The sequence below is a fragment of the Leptotrichia sp. OH3620_COT-345 genome (assembly GCF_003932895.1).
In the GTDB taxonomy this organism is placed as follows: Bacteria; Fusobacteriota; Fusobacteriia; order Fusobacteriales; family Leptotrichiaceae; genus Pseudoleptotrichia.
The window spans coordinates 1-1,107 of sequence record NZ_RQYW01000062.1 but is presented as its reverse complement, the minus strand read 5'-3'; the positions used below and the strand labels follow the sequence as shown (position 1 = coordinate 1,107).

Here is a 1,107-nt window from a genome sequence, read left to right as displayed (position 1 = left end):
CCTACTGTTGCTCCTGCATTTATTCCCGTACTTTTTCCGCTTGAAGAATATCTGTTATTCAGTTCCACTGCTTCCTTATTTATGTTCTCCACATTATTGTATATCATTGTTGTATCTTCTGCATGTGTTCCTTTATAAGTTATGTTCTTTACGTTATTGTAAAAGAGTTCATGAGGGCTCATTGCCGCCCTCATACTCCCGCTACCCCGCGGTCTTCGCTCCTTCGTCGACTTCGACAATGCGGGGGGGAAATTTACTTATTTTTTTAAATTTCATCATAATTTTCCTTATACTCAAACATTTCCATTAGTTTACTCCCTAATTCATAGGCTGTTGGTTTCTTTTTAAATTCATATTCTAAAAAATTACCATCTTTATCTTTAAAAGATGTAAAACCATAGCCGTCTTTATTTAATAACTCTAATTTACATACATTATTAACAATCTTTATATTAATCAAATTATAATCTATAGTGATTTTTCTATACGAATTATAATTAAAAAATTTTTTGGAAAATTCTACTTCTGATTTATCTTTTATTATTTCATTATCACTTTGATTTAACGCCCATAAAATAAATTCCCCCATTTTATAAATTTCTTTTATACTTAGATATGATATTATTCCATAATCTTTTACTTGAATCAAACCCATTTCATTTCTTCCTGTTGGAAGTATTACTATTCTAAAGTGTTTTTGTTTTTTTTCCTTATATACTTGAATCATTATCATTTTATTTTCCACCTTTACTTTATTATTGTTATCTTTATTTTTATTCCTTTTTCCTGTCCATACCTTATTACTTTTTTAAAAGTTTCCATTTGAGATTGATTTAAATTTATATCATTTATTACAAAATTTACTATTTTTGTTTTGATCTGGTCTGAGTCTAATGTTAATCCATTTAAAGTTGCTGTTTTAAATTCCGAAGCAGCATTTATAGCCTTTTTCATATTAGTTAAAAGAACAGAACCACTTTGATACGACGAAGCTTTTAAATTTATTGACTTTATACTTGTTGCCACTCCGTTTTCAAATGTGTCAAATGTTTTAAACGTCTCTCCTAAACCTATTCTCGAAGTTGGACTATTTCCAAGTGCTTTATC

At 28.6% G+C, this 1,107-nt stretch carries 3 protein-coding genes; all 3 read right to left on the bottom strand.

All coding sequences use genetic code 11. The annotated features are described in order from the left end of the window. On the bottom strand, positions 1–194 hold a 194-nt coding region (locus tag EII29_RS11280; protein ID WP_148096432.1), incomplete at its 3' end, for a hypothetical protein. A gap of 71 nt (positions 195–265) precedes the next feature. Beyond that, positions 266–733, bottom strand: a complete 468-nt coding sequence (locus EII29_RS11275; protein WP_125237594.1) for an osmolarity sensor protein EnvZ — start codon at positions 731–733, stop codon at positions 266–268. Between the two features lie 14 nt (positions 734–747). Continuing rightward, a partial coding sequence (locus EII29_RS12270) for a hypothetical protein (RefSeq protein ID WP_158612538.1) occupies positions 748–1,107 on the bottom strand: 360 nt, incomplete at its 5' end.